This window comes from Aeromonas sp. FDAARGOS 1404 (assembly GCF_019047085.1).
In the GTDB taxonomy this organism is placed as follows: Bacteria; Pseudomonadota; Gammaproteobacteria; order Enterobacterales; family Aeromonadaceae; genus Aeromonas; species Aeromonas veronii.
Map to the genome: position 1 here is coordinate 376,584 of NZ_CP077237.1, position 14,996 is coordinate 391,579.

14 protein-coding genes are annotated in these 14,996 nt (G+C 58.2%); 10 read left to right on the plus strand and 4 right to left on the minus strand.

Annotation, left to right across the window (positions count from 1 at the left end):
* The first annotated feature begins 50 nt into the window (after positions 1-50).
* The gene (locus I6L34_RS01660; RefSeq protein ID WP_216955441.1) at positions 51-1,745 is read left to right on the plus strand and encodes a hypothetical protein; all 1,695 of its coding nucleotides are present in this window, start codon (positions 51-53) and stop codon (positions 1,743-1,745) included.
* Between the two features lie 113 nt (positions 1,746-1,858).
* Positions 1,859-3,070 carry a Bcr/CflA family multidrug efflux MFS transporter gene (locus I6L34_RS01665; RefSeq protein WP_042055658.1) on the plus strand — a complete coding sequence of 404 codons (1,212 nt, stop codon included), beginning with the start codon at positions 1,859-1,861 and terminating at the stop codon, positions 3,068-3,070.
* 76 nt (positions 3,071-3,146) lie between these two features.
* On the opposite strand, the gene nhaD is transcribed toward I6L34_RS01665, so the two are convergent.
* Both nhaD and I6L34_RS01675 read right to left on the minus strand, forming a co-directional pair.
* The gene (nhaD, locus tag I6L34_RS01670) at positions 3,147-4,571 is read right to left on the minus strand and encodes a sodium:proton antiporter NhaD (protein ID WP_058060016.1); all 1,425 of its coding nucleotides are present in this window, start codon (positions 4,569-4,571) and stop codon (positions 3,147-3,149) included.
* Positions 4,572-4,678: 107 nt separating this feature from the next.
* On the minus strand, positions 4,679-5,146 hold the full coding sequence (locus tag I6L34_RS01675) for a DUF4357 domain-containing protein (RefSeq protein WP_005333716.1): 468 nt from the start codon (positions 5,144-5,146) through the stop codon (positions 4,679-4,681).
* Between the two features lie 197 nt (positions 5,147-5,343).
* Here I6L34_RS01675 and I6L34_RS01680 point away from each other — a divergent pair, with 197 nt between their 5' ends.
* The 5 genes from I6L34_RS01680 to kwaB all read left to right on the plus strand — a co-directional run bounded on the left by I6L34_RS01680 (position 5,344) and on the right by kwaB (position 11,692).
* The gene (locus tag I6L34_RS01680) at positions 5,344-6,024 is read left to right on the plus strand and encodes an ABC transporter ATP-binding protein (RefSeq protein ID WP_005361261.1); all 681 of its coding nucleotides are present in this window, start codon (positions 5,344-5,346) and stop codon (positions 6,022-6,024) included.
* 30 nt (positions 6,025-6,054) lie between these two features.
* Positions 6,055-8,484, plus strand: coding sequence for an FtsX-like permease family protein (locus I6L34_RS01685; protein ID WP_216955443.1), 2,430 nt, complete (start codon positions 6,055-6,057; stop codon positions 8,482-8,484).
* Positions 8,485-8,669: 185 nt separating this feature from the next.
* Positions 8,670-9,710 carry a lipocalin-like domain-containing protein gene (locus I6L34_RS01690; RefSeq protein ID WP_216956850.1) on the plus strand — a complete coding sequence of 347 codons (1,041 nt, stop codon included), beginning with the start codon at positions 8,670-8,672 and terminating at the stop codon, positions 9,708-9,710.
* A gap of 442 nt (positions 9,711-10,152) precedes the next feature.
* Complete coding sequence (gene kwaA / locus I6L34_RS01695; RefSeq protein WP_216955445.1) at positions 10,153-10,740, plus strand: anti-phage protein KwaA; 588 nt, start codon at positions 10,153-10,155, stop codon at positions 10,738-10,740.
* Entirely contained in the window at positions 10,733-11,692 is a 960-nt protein-coding gene (gene kwaB / locus I6L34_RS01700) for an anti-phage protein KwaB (RefSeq protein WP_201908860.1), read from the plus strand. Before kwaA ends, kwaB begins: the two co-directional genes overlap by 8 nt.
* 123 nt (positions 11,693-11,815) lie before the next feature.
* Here kwaB and I6L34_RS01705 read toward each other — a convergent pair whose 3' ends face one another.
* Complete coding sequence (locus I6L34_RS01705) at positions 11,816-12,610, minus strand: alpha/beta fold hydrolase (protein WP_047438899.1); 795 nt, start codon at positions 12,608-12,610, stop codon at positions 11,816-11,818.
* A 118-nt stretch (positions 12,611-12,728) separates the two neighbouring features.
* On the opposite strand from I6L34_RS01705, the gene I6L34_RS01710 reads away from it, so the two are divergent.
* The 3 genes from I6L34_RS01710 to I6L34_RS01720 are packed head-to-tail and all read left to right on the plus strand — an operon-like array spanning position 12,729 to position 13,990.
* Positions 12,729-13,112 (plus strand): MmcQ/YjbR family DNA-binding protein, encoded by a 384-nt coding sequence (locus tag I6L34_RS01710; RefSeq protein WP_216955448.1) that lies wholly within the window; start codon positions 12,729-12,731, stop codon positions 13,110-13,112.
* Positions 13,109-13,597 carry a GNAT family N-acetyltransferase gene (locus I6L34_RS01715; RefSeq protein ID WP_216955450.1) on the plus strand — a complete coding sequence of 163 codons (489 nt, stop codon included), beginning with the start codon at positions 13,109-13,111 and terminating at the stop codon, positions 13,595-13,597. The genes I6L34_RS01710 and I6L34_RS01715 overlap by 4 nt, the downstream gene beginning before the upstream one ends.
* A 57-nt stretch (positions 13,598-13,654) precedes the next feature.
* The gene (locus I6L34_RS01720) at positions 13,655-13,990 is read left to right on the plus strand and encodes a DUF3802 family protein (protein WP_216955453.1); all 336 of its coding nucleotides are present in this window, start codon (positions 13,655-13,657) and stop codon (positions 13,988-13,990) included.
* 261 nt (positions 13,991-14,251) lie between these two features.
* On the opposite strand, the gene msrA is transcribed toward I6L34_RS01720, so the two are convergent.
* On the minus strand, positions 14,252-14,884 hold the full coding sequence (msrA, locus tag I6L34_RS01725) for a peptide-methionine (S)-S-oxide reductase MsrA (protein ID WP_216955455.1): 633 nt from the start codon (positions 14,882-14,884) through the stop codon (positions 14,252-14,254).
* Between the last annotated feature and the right edge of the window lie 112 nt (positions 14,885-14,996).

The window sequence follows — 14,996 nt, forward strand, 5'->3', positions numbered from 1 at the left end:
GGTATAACTCGGGTACACTCACTGCGCATCCATAACAGACGAGTCTCCTTATGCGTGTAACCAGAGAGTGGCTGTGGGTTTTGTCGGTGCTGACCGGGGCCTGTGCCCTCCTGTTGCTGCCATTCTGGCTGCGCGGCGGTAGCCAAGGCCATGATCTGTTTCACCACCTGCTCTCCGGTCACTTCTTTGCCGTGCAACTGTGGCAAGGTGAGCTCTATCCGCGCTGGTTGATGGAGATGAACGGCGCCTTTGGCAGCCCGGTCTTTTTCTTCTATCCCCCCTTGCCCTACTATGTGAGCGCCCTGTTCGCCGGCCCCACCCCACTGGCCCACGAGGCGATGACGCCGCTGCTCTGGAGCAGCAGCGTGGCACTCTGGCTCTCCGGCCTGTTTGCCTATCTCTGGTTGCGCCCCTTTGCCGGCCACGGACGGGCGCTGGCGGCCAGTCTGCTCTATATGGCGCTGCCCTATCATCTGGCCATCGATATCTACGCCCGCTTTGCCCTGGCGGAGAGCTGGGCCTTCGTCTGGGCACCGCTGGCACTGCTGGCGCAGGATCGCCTCTGCCGCCGCGCCCCCTTTGCGCTACTGCTGCTCGCACTGGCCGTCTCCATGCTGACGCTTTCCCATCTACCAAGCACCCTGCTCATTCTGGGCTTGCTCACCCTGCGCAGCCTGCTGCTAGTCTGGCGCTACAAGGGGAGCACAGCGCTTGTCAGTGTCCCTGTCACCGCCTCCCCGCTTATCGGCACCCTGCTGGGCCAGCTCTGGGGGTTGGCGATGGCCAGCCTGTTGCTGCTGCCCGCCCTGTTGGATCAGGGGGGGATCTCCATGGAGCAGATGCGCACTGGCATGTTCGAATTTCAGCGCAACTTTCTCGATCGTTTGCCCCAAAGCCGTGATGACTGGCGCTTTCGCGGCCATCTCGCCTGGCTGACGCTGCTCACCCTGGCTCTGCTGTTGGTAGCTTGGGCTGCCGCCCGCGAGCCGCGCCATCCCGAGTTGCTGCTCTGGGGGGTCATTGGCACCCTGAGCTTTCTGATGATGCTGCCACCAAGCGAGCCCCTGTGGCGCCTTCTCACACCGTTGCAACTGGTGCAATTTCCCTGGCGCCTCAATCTGCTGCTGGTCATCGCTACCGTCGCCGTGGTGGCGCTGGGTACCCCCACCTATCGCCCGTGGCAGTGGGTCTGGTGGCTACTGCTTGCCCTCACTCTGCTCTCGCAGGGGCTCTATGTACTCGAGGCGCCGCTCACCCAGGCTCCCGTAAAGAGTCAGCTCGACGGGGAGTTCGACAGCAAGCGCAGCGCCCGCGAATACCGTCCAAAGCAGGTGCCACGCGGCATGTTTGCCCCCACCCTCCTGGCCTGGAAAGAGGAATTCCAGCCCGCCATCACCAGTGACCATCAGGGGGTGAAGTGGCAGATCCAGCGCTGGCAGCCTCGTCATATCGAATTGACAGTGGATGCCCCGGCGCCCGCCAAACTGATCCTGCACCAGTTTGATTACCCGGGCTGGCAGGCAAGGCTCGACCAGCATCTGCCCCTTAGCGTCAGCAGCACCCGCAACGGGCTGGTGCAGGTCTGGGTGCCCGCCGGACAACACAGCCTCACATTTACCCTCACCGCCCGCTGGCCGGAGCGGCTCGGGTACGCCATCTCGTCGCTGGCCTGGCTGCTCTGGCTGGGGGGGGTGATCCGCGCAGCGCGCCCGCATGACCGCAAGCGTGCACCCCAAGGTGGCTGAGCCGCCGGGCACCTCCCCCTTTTGAGGGGGCAGGAACGTCATGCCGAGCGGTGGCAAACCTGATAGACTCGCCCTTCTCCCTTTTTCAACCAAGGTTCACCAGCGGATACCCTATGCCCCAATCGCCAACAGCTCAGGCTGCCGCCCTCTCCCCCCGTTTCCTGTTTATCCTGCTCGGCGCTCTGGCGGGTCTGACTCCGCTGGCGGTGGATATGTATCTGCCCGCCATTCCGGCCATTGCCCGGGATCTGGCCACCAGCATCGACGGCGCCCAGCTCACCATCAGCGCCTTTCTGGGCGGCTTTGCCATCGGCCAACTCTTCTACGGCCCGCTGGCCGACAGCTATGGCCGCAAGCCGGTGATCCTGGCGGGGCTGGTGATGTTTGCCATCGCCTCGGTGGGTTGCGCCATGGCGGACTCCCTACCTGAATTGCTGGCCTATCGGATGTTGCAGGCAGCGGGCGGTGCGGCGGGCTCTGTGGTGGTCAATGCCCTGCTGCGCGATCTGTTCGAGAAGGATGCGTTTTCCCGCGCCATGTCGTTCGTCATTCTGGTGATGACGCTGGCGCCGCTGGTGGCCCCTGTGGTGGGCGGCTATATCAGTGCCCACGCCGACTGGCGGGTGATCTTCTGGCTGCTGGTGGGGATCAGCTTGCTGATCTGTCTGGTGATGCAGTGGAAAATTCAGGAGACCCTGAAACCTGAACATCGCCAACCCCTTAATCTTGGCCAGATCCTCAAGAACTACTGGGGGGTGCTCTCCCATCGCGGCGCCATGGGTTACGTGCTGTGCGGCTCCCTCTCCAGCTCCGGCATGTTCGCTTTCCTGAGCGGCTCCCCTTACGTCTATATCGAGTATTTCAAGGTGCCGACCGAGCACTACGGCTGGCTGTTTGGCCTCAATATTCTGCTGATGATGGTGGTCACCTTCGTCAACAGCCGACTGGTCAAAGGAGTGGGCGCTGAGCGAATGCTGCAATACGGCCTGCTGGTGCTGCCCTGCGCGGGCGCCCTGCTGGTCTACAACGCCTGGAGCCAGACCGGCGGTCTGTGGGGCATCGTCATTCCGGTGGTACTGTTTGTCGGCCATATCAGTCTGGTGGGCGCTAACGCCATGACCGGCCTGATGGGCCACTTCCCGCAATCTGCGGGCACCGCATCGGCACTGGCGGGCACCCTGCGCTTTGGCATCGGCGCCCTGGTCGGCATTCTGGTCAACCTCAATCCGCCCCACTCGCCGCTGCCCATGGCCATTGCCATCGCCTGCTGCGGCGTGGGCTCCACCCTGAGTTACTGGCTGCTGACAGGCAAGCGAGGCGATTGAACCCCCTCCCTCCTGTCAGAAAAACGAAAGAGGCTTCCGTCAACGGAAGCCTCTTTTCGTACTGGCGGCCAGACGTTCAGAACTGGGCACTGTTGAGCCAGAGGTGCGCCCCTATGCTCACCAGATAACCGAGCAAGATGGCAGGCAGCCACTTCAGGTGGCCAAAGAAGGTATACATGCCGTGGGCCTGTCCCATCAGGGCCACCCCGGCCGCAGAGCCGATGGAGAGCAGGCTGCCGCCCACTCCGGCGGTCAGGGTCACCAGCAGCCACTGTCCCAGCGCCATATCCGGGTTCATCGACAGCACGGCAAACATCACGGGAATGTTGTCGATGACGGAGGACAAGACCCCGATGAAGATATTGGCCATGGTGGGATCCCCAGCGTCATACAGCCAGTGTGATACCAGCTCCAGATAGCCCATAAAGCCCAGCCCACCGACACACATCACCACCCCGTAGAAGAAGAGCAGGGTATCCCACTCCGCCTTGGCCACCTTGTTGAACACATCAAATGGCACCACAGAACCCAGACTGCGCAACCGTACCTCATCACCATTGCGTTCATAGAGCGCACGCTTGCGGGCAAGGGATCGCGGTAACGACTTGCGCAGATAAAACCCGAAAAACTGCAGATAACCGAGCCCCAGCATCATGCCCAGTACGGGTGGCAGGTGGAGGAAACTGTGGCATAGCACCGCCGTGATGATGGTCAGCAAGAACAGTGCGACGATGCGGCGGGCTCCCCGCTTGAGATCGACCACCTCGTTATCAGCCTCCGGCACATGGCGCGGCACCATCAGGCTCATCAGGATGGCGGGCACCAGAAAATTGAGCAGGGAGGGGATCAGCAGGGTGAAGAACTGGCCAAATTGCACCTTGCCCGCCTGCCACACCATCAGGGTGGTGATATCGCCAAAGGGACTGAACGCCCCTCCGGCGTTGGCGGCGATCACTATGTTGATGCAGGCAAGATTGACAAAACGCCGATCACCGTTGGCCACCTTCAACACCACGGCGCACATCAAGAGCGCAGTGGTCAGGTTGTCTGCCACCGGCGAGATGCAAAATGCCAACCCGCCAGTCAACCAGAACAGGGTGCGCAAGTGAAAACCGGATCGCACCAGCCAGGCGCGCAGGGCATCGAACAGCCGCCGGTCCTCCATGGCGTTGATATAGGTCATCGCCACCAGCAGGAACAGCATCAACTCGGCATATTCCAGCAGGGTATGGCGAAATGCCTGCTCGGCGACAGGGCTCATCCCCTGCTGTGCATAGGCGATACCGATCAGGATCCAGATCACCCCGGCGGCCACCAGCACAGGTTTGGACTTGCGCAGTTGCAGATACTCTTCAGCCATCACCAGGGCGTAGGCCAACACAAACAATCCGACACAAAAAAGTCCGATTGAGGAGGATGTCAACAGAACAGGGCCACTACTGGCATGGGCGGGAGGGATAAACAGGGACAGCAGCAAAATAACAGGGGTGAGCGCAGACATGGTCTCTTCCTTTTAGAACCGTCTGGCAATGATGCTAGCACCTGGATGAAAAGAAAAATTCATCCAGGTCAATTAACGCTTAATTGGTTTGCTGTCGAAACGCGGGATTATTTCTTGCCAAAACCCGACTGCTTGAGGGTATAGCCTGCGCTGTTTTGCCAGGCATCCAGACCGCTGCGGTTATTACCCGCCACCAGACTGGCGGCCAGACTCGGGCTGTTGAACAGCTGATCGGCGGTAAAGACAAAGCCGCCCTGACTGCGGGGCACTATGACCCCCTTTTCCAGCAGTTCGTGACGCAGCTCGATCACCGCTTCACGCAGGGAGGCGGCATCCTCGCCATTGGCGGTGGAACCAGCCAGCACCATAAAGCCCGGATTTTGCCGCTTGCCCACCGGATAACCATGGGCCTCGGCCCCTTTGCCGTTGAAGTGGTAGAGCTCGCGCTCCCCCGGCCGGTTGTCGGAGAGTGCCTTTTGCAGGGTCATCAGCTCGTTGTAGATCTCGATGGGGACGACGGCAGCCTGCTTGTTGCCCTTGCTATCGATGATAAAACTGACTTGCTTGTGTAACATCCTTGCTCATCCTGTGACCCATGGAAGCCCCTATTCTAACCACCTCGGGCAAGCGGGATCCAGCGAGGATCCACTGCTCTTTTGCCGCCTTGATCACTAACTGGCACTCTTGATCAACCGTAAGGGGTGTTGATCAATGCTGGCCGTGCTAGCGTACCAAGCATGATGAAAGCCATTGACCATCAAACGGTTATCCCATGCTGACACTGCGCAACCTCTGCAAGAGCTTCGATAACGGCAGTGAACGACTGCCGCTGTTCCACCATCTCGATCTCGCCCTCCCCGCTGGCGAGATCACCCTGCTGCTGGGCCAAAGCGGCTGTGGCAAGTCCACCCTGCTCAATCTGATCGCCGGGCTGATTGCACCGGACGAGGGGGAGATCTGGCTGGGGGAGACCCGGATCGACACCCGATCCCCCGACGAGCGGGCGCGCCTGCGGGGCCGCCATTTCGGCATCGTCTATCAGGATTTCAACCTGCTGCCGACCCTCAACGTGGCCGAGAATCTGGCCCTGCCGCTCGCGATCAACGGGCTGCCACCGGATGAGACAAAGATTGACCAGTTGCTGCATCGGCTCGATATGAGCCATAAGCGCCATGCCTGGCCGGAGCAGCTCTCCGGCGGTCAGCGCCAGCGGGTAGCGCTGGCCCGCGCCCTCATCCATCAGCCCCAGTGGCTGCTCGCCGACGAGCCCACCGGCAGCCTCGATGAGCACAATGCCGAACAGGTGATGGCGTTGATGGTAGCGGCGGTGCGCGACACTGGCGCAGGCTTGCTGCTGGTGAGCCACAACCCCGCCTATGCGGCCTTGGCCGACAGAGTGCTGCGTCTTGAAGGGGGCCAACTTATCGAGCTCAAGGGGCCCCGTCATGACTAAACGGCGACTGCGTCTGCCGGGAGCACGCTGATGCTGCCACTCAAAGCGCTGCTGCGCCTCTATCGCAGCCACCCCTGGTTGCTGTTGATGAGTCTGGCCGGGCTGGTATTGGGAGTATCGCTGGTGGTGGCCATCGAGCTGCTCAATCACAGTGCCCGCACCAATTTTGTCGCTGCCCGCAGTCAGCTGGCAGGGGAAGCCAACTACCGGCTGGCCCCCGCTGGCGGGCTGGATGAACAGCTTTATGTGCAACTGGTGACCAGCCAACCCGCCCTCGATGCCATGCCCCAGATCCATGGCTGGCTCAAGGATGAAGAGGGGCGCAGCTTTCAACTGCTTGGGATGGATCTCTTCAACCCCAGCCCCCTGCGCCAGCTGTTTGGCGCCCAACCCGCGAGCGAACCCGCGTTCTCCTTAACCCGTGCCGACAGCATCTGGTTGGCGGCCCCCGAAGCGCAGCGCCTTGGCTGGCAAGCGGGCCAGAGCCGCCTTTTTGTATTGGGCGGCAGCGATGGCGCCAGCGCCCGACCCCTGACCCTGACGCTGGCGGGCACGTTTGAACCGGGCGCCGTGCCCATGGAGCGACTGCTGCTCACCGACATCGGCCTCGCCCAGCCGCTGCTGGATAAAGCGGGTCGGCTCGATCGCATCGTCTTCAAGCTAAGCGACGCCGAGGCTCGTGCCCTGCAGGCCACCCTGCAAACCGATTACCCGAACCAGCCCTTGTGGCTTGAGCCCATCAGCCCGGCACTTGATGCCGGCCAGCTTGGCGATGCGCTGGCCCTTAACCTGACGGCGCTCTCATTGCTCGCTATGGCGGTGGGATTGTTTCTGGTGTTCAACGCCCAGCGATTTGTCCAGAGCGTGCGCCGCCCCCAGCTGGCCCAGTTGATCATTCTGGGAATGGGGCCGAGTCGGGTGCTGCGCTGGCTCATTCTGGAGCTGCTTATTCTTGCCACCATCGGCACCCTGCTAGGGGTGCTGCTCGGCAGCCTGTTGGCGCTGGCCCTGATGGGGCAACTGACCCAGGCGCTGGCCGATCTCTATGGGCCCAACCCCATCGACCTGTTGCGCCTCTCCCCTGTGAGCCTGCTCAAGGCACTGTTGATCGGGCTGCTCGGCACGCTGGCCGCCAACCTGCCCGGCTGGTGGCAACTGCTGCGCCAATCCCCCCTCGAACTGCGAGCCGGGAGCAGCCGTCCCCCCGCTCACCCGTGGCGACGGCGCGTGCTGGCCATCGCCATCTTGCTGCTGTGCGCCCTCTGCCTGTGGCTACCGCAAACGGGTTTGACCGGCGCCCTCTTTATCGCCGGCGGCTGGCTGCTGGCCATGGCGCTCTGGCTGCCCGATGCCCTGCGCGCCCTGCTTGGCTGGCTGCGACGGCGCGCGGGCGGCCCCCTCACCGCCCGGCTCGGGGTGGCCGAGACCCTCTATCATCTCGATCGCACCGCCATCGCGGTGATGGCATTGCAACTGGCCATCGCGGCGGCCATCGGCATCGGGGTCATGGTGTCGAGCTTTCGCTCCAGCGTGGAGATCTGGCTCGGCCAGCGTCTGGCCGCCGATCTCTATGTCACCGCCCCCAAGGGGGTGGCGGGCAACAAGGGTACCTTGAACGAAGCCACCCTCGAGACCCTGCTCGCCAACCCGCTGGTGAGCGCCGCCTCGCGCCGTTCGGTGCATCCTGCCCGCTGGCAGGGGCAGCCCATCGAGTGGGCGCAGATGGACTTTATCCCCCAGCTTAAAGCGTCCTATCCGCTGCTGGCCGGACGCTGGCCCACCCGCCCCGACGAAGTGCTGGCGAGCGAACCGCTGACGGTGCGCCTCGGGGTCAAGGTGGGCCAGACATTGGCGATCAGCGGCGAGCAGGGGCCAAGGCAGCTCACCGTCACCGGCGTCTATCAGGATTACGGCAGCGACAAGGGACAGATCCTGCACGCCTTCGAGGCGGGGGCGGTGCAATCCCTCGCCCTCTTTAGCAACGACCCCGAGCAGCTGGCCGACCGTCTGCGCGAGCGCTTTGGCACGCAGCTCAATCTGCTCTCCGCCCCCGCCATCCACAGCGCGGCGCTCAAGGTGTTTGACCAGACCTTTGTGGTGACCGAGCTATTGAAGCTGCTGATCCTGGGGATCGCCTTTGTCGGGATCGGCTCGGCTTTTATGGTGCTGGGGCTGGCACGCCGTGGCGAGCTGCAGACCTTGCAGAGTCTGGGCTTGAGCCCCCGTCACTGCCGCCAGCTGCTGGTGTGGCAAGGGGCGGGATTGGGGCTGCTCACCGCCCTGCTGGCCCTGCCGGTGGGGTATGGCCTCGCCTGGGTGCTGATCGAGGTGGTCAACCCACGCGCCTTTGGTTGGCGCCTCGCCTTCGAGGCCGCCCCCCTTCATGCGGTCACCGCCCTGTTGCTGGCGCCGGTATGTGGCGCACTGGCATCCTGGTATGCGGCAAGGAGAGTGGTATGACATATCGGTTAGCACACTGGCTCAATCATGGCTTGAAGTTCCCATTAACCACGTCCCTCTCTCCGCCCATTTGTCAGCGCAGAGAAGAGCACAGTGCGACATCGAACCATCCCCTCTCCCTTCGGGAGAGGGCCAGGGTGAGGGGGAGCTTGTCCTCCTTACGGCCCCTGTGGCTCGCCGCCCTCTTGCTCCCGCTGATTGCCATGATCGACAGCGCGCAAGCCAGCGATCTGGGTGTCCTGCTCGGCGGCGGCAGCGACAGCTTTAAAAAGGTGCAGCCGGGGCAAACCATCCAATTGCCGGAGGATCACGCTGCCCACCCCGATTACCGCTCCGAGTGGTGGTATCTCACCGGCAATCTCAAGGATGAACAGGGGCGCGAATATGGCATGCAGTGGACTCTGTTTCGGCAGGGTATCGAGCAAGAGATCCGCTCCAGCAACCCTTGGCTCACCCCCCAGCTCTGGCTGGCCCAGTTTGCCATCACCGATCTCGATCGTGGCAGCCACCAGCAAGATGAGCGGGCCAGTCGGCAGGGGCCGGGACTGGCGGGGGCCAGCGGCGGCCAATATTGGCTCAGGGAGTGGCGGCTTGCCTCGCAAGGGGCTGCGCTCTTCCCCGCCACCCTCAAGGTACAGAGCAAGATTGGCGAGCTGAACCTCACCGTCACTGCCGCCAAGCCGCTGGCGCTGCAAGGCAAGGCCGGTTACAGCGAGAAGAGCCCGGGCAACGCCTCCTTTTACTACTCCTACCCGCGCCTCACTCTTCGCGGCACCCTGACTCGCGATGGCGAAACCCGCACCGTCACCGGACAAGGCTGGTTTGATCACGAGTGGAGCAGCTCGGTATTGGCGGAGTGGCAATCGGGTTGGGACTGGTTTTCGCTGCAACTGGCCGATGGCCGCGAGCTGATGCTGTTTCGCCTGCGCACCAAGCCGGGACGCACTGAGCCAGAAAACCGCTACGGTATCTTGATTGAGCGGGATGGCAGCAGCCGGGTGCTCGCCCCCGACGCGATTCGCCTTACGCCGAGCAACACCTGGCGCGGCCCCAAGGGGCAGGATTACCCCGTCGAGTGGCAGCTAAACGCCGCCGGAATGAGCCTCACCATCAAAGCCCGTCAGCCCAATCAGGCCATGACAGGTCGCTTTGACTACTGGGAGGGAGCTGTCTCTGTCTCGGGGGATGCCAAGGGGGTCGGCTATCTGGAGATGACCGGCTACTGAACACCCTCGACAAACGTGGCCGGTCTGCTCGATGACCCGAACCCCATAGCCCTTATAACAGGGCATAACCGTGATATTGCCCAGCCATTTCTGTCACTTGGCGCCAGTAGCCAAGGATGCCTTATCTGTTTATTTATCGAACACCCTCACCCACCCAACCCGCAGCCAACTTGGCTCAAGTCTGATCCTTGTCAAAAAACCTTTCAAAATCCGAGCGATAACTAACTTTTTACTCACTTAAATTGATCGTCGTTTGATATCTTTCTCATCCGGCACTCATAGCCCCAAAGGCAGCCGAGGTAAGCCGATATTTGATCAACGTCCAATCTGGTCAAACGCTGTGCTCGGGGAGCTGCAACTCCGTGCGGTAGGGATTCATTTGATGGAAAACTTATTACTAATAACAGTTGGATAATGTTAAGTAATGATTTAGGGGCTGAATATGAATACTAAGGAGAAAATAAAACTTTACATTCTTTCACTTATGTTTTTATTTGTCATGGTAATTTTCCTTTCCATTAATATAAAGCCTCCATCTTCGGATAGTGAGCTAAAACATAATATTATTATATATTATGCCTTGTCGAATTGGCTTCCTATATTAATGCTGGCTCTCATTGCATACTGCGAGTTTTTAAGACGTGAATTCGACTTTGAGCTTAATGGAAGTGCTAGTGACAGCTTATTAGTCATTGATTGTAAAAGTGAAAATTATGAACATTTAAGCTTTTTAGCGACATATATTGTTCCGTTTGCAGGACTAAACTTTGACTCTCCATTCAAGTTGCTTGCTTATTTATTTTTATTAATTGTAATTGGTATCATCTTTGTTAGAACAGATAAATATTATACAAATCCTACGCTATCTATTTATGGATACAAACTATACAGGGCCACGTTAGCAGATCATGTCAACCATTACCATTCCGTAATCGTATTAACAAAACATGACTTAAGAAAAGGGCAGAACATTGCCTATAAATTTATCTCAGAAGATGTTTGCTTTGCTAGGAAAATAAATAATGACTAGAGATGATATTAAAAGTGACATGAAGAGCATTCTAGACACATGCTCAGGGATTAAGGTTTTCTTTATTGATGATGACAATAATGAACTTTATGACTCTGATATTGAAAGTGAGGGGCTGGATGAGTTTATGGTTAGTTTTGTCAGTGACCTGAAAAAACAATTCACTGATAACGAAAAATTCTCAATTCCAAATTTATCTAATGCCGACGAAAGAAAACATGCGCTTTACTATTTTGATTTTGATGACCAAATTCATGAATTTAAGTATTTAGATAAAGTTAATGAGATGCAAGCCAATAAAATAATTGGCAAGTACCAAGTTAGAAGTAAAGGTCTGTCAAGTATTAAAGCTGTTGTCATAAGACTTAAAGGAAGTGATGGGAAAGTAGTCTCATTTTATCAGTACATACATAGAACATCTCTATGGACTTCGGGGAAAGGAGTTTTCTTTACAACTCATGAGACCCGCGTCGTAAAAATGACAGATGATGTTTTGAGACTAAATAGCAACTTTATCTTTGCCAAAATTGGACAGAACTATTTAATTAACGATGTTAGAGCATTTGAGAGAGAGTTAGGATTTGACAAAATCATCCATGCCAAGGCAGCACAATACTATACAAGTATTGAATCGCGCGGTCTTGTCGAAAATCTAGAAAAGTTTAACAAACAAATTAACAAGGAAATTAACTTCGCCAGAAAATTTGTCAAGGTTTTTAAAAACTCAGCAGTAATAGAACAAAATTTATCTAATGAAGAAATTATCTCGTTTGCCATGAGCAAACCCTTCTATAAAGAGAAGCTAAAATTAACAGAAGATGGTAGTCAGTTTGACTTGAATAGCATATCACGCTGTTCTAATTTTCTGCAGCTATTGGATGATGAGTTTTTGAAATCAGAACTAACAGGCATGAACTACATAGCTAGATCAAAAGATAGAGCTAGCTCCTAGTTTGTCCTGCATATATTGCATTAAAATAAGGCCCTAATAGACTTTTTCTGTCAGGGGCTTATTTATTTCACCGCCAACGCAGGTAGTGAAAATGCGGCGATAAGCCATACAAGTGCACGGCAATTACGGGTTAGCAACACCAACTTGGCGAGTAATAAAATCCAAGGTAGTACGATTAAACTGCTCCGGCTGCTCCACATTGCAGACATGGCCGCACTGCTCGATCACCGCCAGCGAAGAGCTGGCATCGCGGGCTACCTGTTCGCGTACCGGCGCCAGAAACATATGATCCTCCTCCCCCATCACATAGAGGGTGGGAATGGGCAGGGAGCGCTCGCGGAAGTAGCGCATCAGCGGGTTAACCTCGGTGGCGAGGCGGAACCAGCGCTTGAACTCCTTCTGGCAGAGCTTGCGGGCCTCGCGCACAAAGAGGTTGCGCGACTCCTGATGGTGCTGGCGCGGCATGATGATGAAGGCAAACAGCCGGTAGAGCCACATATAGGGCAGGAAGTGCTGGCCGAGTCGGCCCAGCTGCACCAGCACCCGCGAGCGGATATCGAGCCGCAAGATGGCGCCCCCCAGTACCATGCTTTTGACCCGCTCCGGGCAGAGCTCGGCCAGATGGCGAATAAGGATGGTGCCAAGGGAGATGCCGACAAAGTGGGCGCGGCGGATATCGAGATGATCGAGCAGCCGAACGATATCTTCGGTCACTTCCCGAAAGCTGTAGTGGCCCTTGACCACCTGTTGCAGCTGGTGAGACTGGCCGTGGCCGCGCAAGTCCAGCAGCAGCACGTTGAAGTGCTCGCGATAGGCGCGCAGCTGCTTGAACCAGATGGAGGAGCTGCCACCGGCGCCGTGGACAAACACCACCCAATCCCGCTCGGGACCCAGTTCGAAAGTCTTGTGATACAACATCCAATAGGCTCCCTTGGTGATGGGGGGTATACTCGGCTGCGCGCATATTAACAGAACAGGCCCGCCGATAGATATGCGCCTGACATGACCCGGATCACCCCTTGCGCGAGAACTTTCCATGGATTTGACCCGTTTGCGCCACTTTCTGCTGACCCTGCCGGGCGCCACCGAAGATACCCCGTTTGGCCCGGAGATCCTGGTCTACCGCATCGCGGGCAAGATGTTCGCGCTGGTGGATTGGCAGGCCGAGCCGCTCACCATCAACCTCAAATGCGAGCCCGAGCTGGCGTTGCTGCTGCGCGAGATCCACCCCGAGGTCAAACCGGGCTGGCATATGAACAAGCAACACTGGAACACAGTGATCCTGAACAGCACCTTGCCAGATGATCTGTGGCAGGGCTGGGTGCACCACTCCTATGAGCGGGTTGTCGCGGGTCTGCCCAAAGCCAAACGGCCACAGGCGCAGCGCCCCCTCTCCCCCACTGACGATCCAACCTTATGACCCCAGCACTTAGTCCAGCACTTTGTATTGTCCCCCTTGGTGAGGCACATATCCCCGCCCTCGTGAGCCTGTTTGAGCAGGCGGTGCGACGCTGCGGCCCCGAGCACTACAGCGCCGAGCAGGTGGAGCAGTGGGCCCTCGGTTCACAACATCCGGGCTTTGTCAGCCAGCTGCGTGAACACCACGGCTGGGTAGCGGAGCTGGCAAATGTGCCCCTCGGTTTTGTCACTCTGAGCCCCGATGGCCACCTCAGCCTGCTCTATGTGAGCGCCGACCATCAGCGCCAGGGACTGGGCAATCTGCTGCTCACCACGGCGCTCGCGGGGGCCAGAGGGCTCGGTATGACCCTCATCACCACCGAGGCCAGCGCCTTCAGTTATGAGCTATTTTTACGACATGGCTTTACGTTGACCGGGCTGGAGTGCGTGGAGCGGGGCGGAGTCAGTTTTACTCGCCATCGCCTGCACTGCTGCTTGCCAAGCTAGGGCAAGCCACTAAAATACGCTTAATTTTCGTATTGTTACTGTATTGAGGCAGCAACCATGGTGGTAGAAAGTGAAGGCTATATCTCGCTGATCGAGTATCTGGTGGAGAGTTTGGGACTGTTTGAATCCCAACAGCAGAACGATGGTGAAGAGACCATCGAAGATCTGGTCAGTGGCCGTGTTGCCAGCAACCTGATGGCCATTTGCGAGCAAAACCCCCAGCTCGATCCCAAGGTGCGTTTCGCTATCATGCAGGAGGCCGACGCCGTGGTCGCCGATCTGGAAGAGGTGCTCTCCGCCGTCTGGCTGCGCGCCCCGACCCCGGAACAGAAATCCTTCCTCATCGAGTTTATCGATCTCATCAAGAACCTGTTCGACAGCGCCATCGGCTGATCTGCCGTCCGGTTTTCCCGCCCAACGCAAGATTTCAGAACAGCAGATAAGGAAAAGGGCCGCCTTGGTGGGCAGCCCTGCTTGCTATCATTTTCAACCCGCCAGTGCGTTCATTCATCAGGCGGTTATCAAGGCAAGAAATGTGTCTGGACTTTGCATCCGATCCCTGGACGCTACCTAGTTAGTCCCGACTGGTCGCAATAAGTTCCCTCCTCCGACCATTTATTTTCACTTTTATTAAGAAATCGACTACAAACCTGTTCAGCGGTTCAGGCTGGGTGGCAAACAGACTCCAATGCCACCCAATCCGCAGTAACCATCCGGGTTTTTCTCCAGATATTGCTGATGGTAATCCTCGGCATAGTAGAAGGGCGCCAGCGGCAGAATGCGGGTGGTAATGGCACGACTGTCGCCGCTTGCCGCCATCGCCTGCTGATAGGCCGCCATGCTCTGCTGGGCAATGATCTGCTGGCTCTCGTCGCCATAGAAGATCACCGAGCGATACTGGGTGCCAATGTCCCCGCCCTGACGCATCCCCTGCGCCGGATCGTGCTGCTCCCAGAACAATTTGAGCAGATCGCCATAGCTGGTCACCGCCGGATCAAACACCACCTGCACCGTCTCGGCATGGCCGGTCAGCCCGCTGCACACCTCTTTGTAGGTGGGATTCTGGGTCACACCGCCCTGATAACCGGCCGCGGTGGAGTAGACGCCCGGCTGCTGCCAGAACAGGCGCTCCACGCCCCAGAAACAGCCCATGCCAAACCAGGCGATCTCCATGTTCTCGGGCCAGGGGCCCTGGGTCGGGTTGCCATTCACCGCATGCTGCTGACCAATCACCATCGCTTCGCGTCGTCCCGGCAGGGCATCTGCCGGTGAAATAATCTGTTCCATGAATTCTGTCCTTGTATAAAACCCTGTGAAATCACACAGCTGACGAAAAGGAGCATCGAAGATAGCAGTTTATCGCGCCGGATCAACCGGCGGGCCCCTCCCCGCTCGCCCC

Bases quoted from the DNA above. Each gene is read 5' to 3' on its own strand.
- I6L34_RS01685 (WP_216955443.1), top strand. From the start codon at position 6,055: ATGCTGCCACTCAAAGCGCTGCTGCGCCTCTATCGCAGCCACCCCTGG.
- nhaD (WP_058060016.1), bottom strand. From the start codon at position 4,571: ATGTCTGCGCTCACCCCTGTTATTTTGCTGCTGTCCCTGTTTATCCCT.
- kwaB (WP_201908860.1), top strand. From the start codon at position 10,733: ATGACTAGAGATGATATTAAAAGTGACATGAAGAGCATTCTAGACACA.
- I6L34_RS01715 (WP_216955450.1), top strand. From the start codon at position 13,109: ATGACCCCAGCACTTAGTCCAGCACTTTGTATTGTCCCCCTTGGTGAG.
- I6L34_RS01720 (WP_216955453.1), top strand. From the start codon at position 13,655: ATGGTGGTAGAAAGTGAAGGCTATATCTCGCTGATCGAGTATCTGGTG.
- I6L34_RS01665 (WP_042055658.1), top strand. From the start codon at position 1,859: ATGCCCCAATCGCCAACAGCTCAGGCTGCCGCCCTCTCCCCCCGTTTC.
- I6L34_RS01680 (WP_005361261.1), top strand. From the start codon at position 5,344: ATGCTGACACTGCGCAACCTCTGCAAGAGCTTCGATAACGGCAGTGAA.
- I6L34_RS01705 (WP_047438899.1), bottom strand. From the start codon at position 12,610: ATGTTGTATCACAAGACTTTCGAACTGGGTCCCGAGCGGGATTGGGTG.
- msrA (WP_216955455.1), bottom strand. From the start codon at position 14,884: ATGGAACAGATTATTTCACCGGCAGATGCCCTGCCGGGACGACGCGAA.
- I6L34_RS01660 (WP_216955441.1), top strand. From the start codon at position 51: ATGCGTGTAACCAGAGAGTGGCTGTGGGTTTTGTCGGTGCTGACCGGG.
- kwaA (WP_216955445.1), top strand. From the start codon at position 10,153: ATGAATACTAAGGAGAAAATAAAACTTTACATTCTTTCACTTATGTTT.
- I6L34_RS01675 (WP_005333716.1), bottom strand. From the start codon at position 5,146: ATGTTACACAAGCAAGTCAGTTTTATCATCGATAGCAAGGGCAACAAG.
- I6L34_RS01710 (WP_216955448.1), top strand. From the start codon at position 12,729: ATGGATTTGACCCGTTTGCGCCACTTTCTGCTGACCCTGCCGGGCGCC.